The organism is Paraburkholderia sp. SIMBA_027 (assembly GCF_046535315.1).
GTDB classification, from domain to species: Bacteria; Pseudomonadota; Gammaproteobacteria; order Burkholderiales; family Burkholderiaceae; genus Paraburkholderia; species Paraburkholderia tropica.
The window spans coordinates 1-259 of sequence record NZ_JAWRWY010000951.1; the positions used below are offsets into that span (position 1 = coordinate 1).

Consider the following 259-nt stretch of genomic DNA (forward strand, 5'->3'; position numbering starts at 1 on the left):
GTCGGGTGAGCACTTACCGGACTCAAGTGCCGACGCGCTACTTTGATTTTTTCGGAGCCTATCAATATGACAATGGATGCCAGACTTGAGGGCGTACAGCTGGGTGCTGCGCTGCCGTTTCCCGTCGACATGGACCCGGAGGAAACCAAGGAATGGCTGGACGCCTTTGATGGTGTCGTGCGCCACGTAGGAGTGGAACGCGCGCGCTACTTGTTACAGCGCCTGATCAAGCAGGCGGGGCGTTGTGGCATTGCAGCGT

The 259-nt window shown here is 58.3% G+C and carries 1 protein-coding gene; it reads left to right on the plus strand.

Going from position 1 to position 259, the window contains the following annotated elements; translation table 11 throughout:
• Window positions 1-66: 66 nt before the first annotated feature.
• The coding region (locus SB764_RS41930; RefSeq protein WP_410867026.1) for a hypothetical protein at window positions 67-259 on the plus strand (193 nt) is incomplete at its 3' end.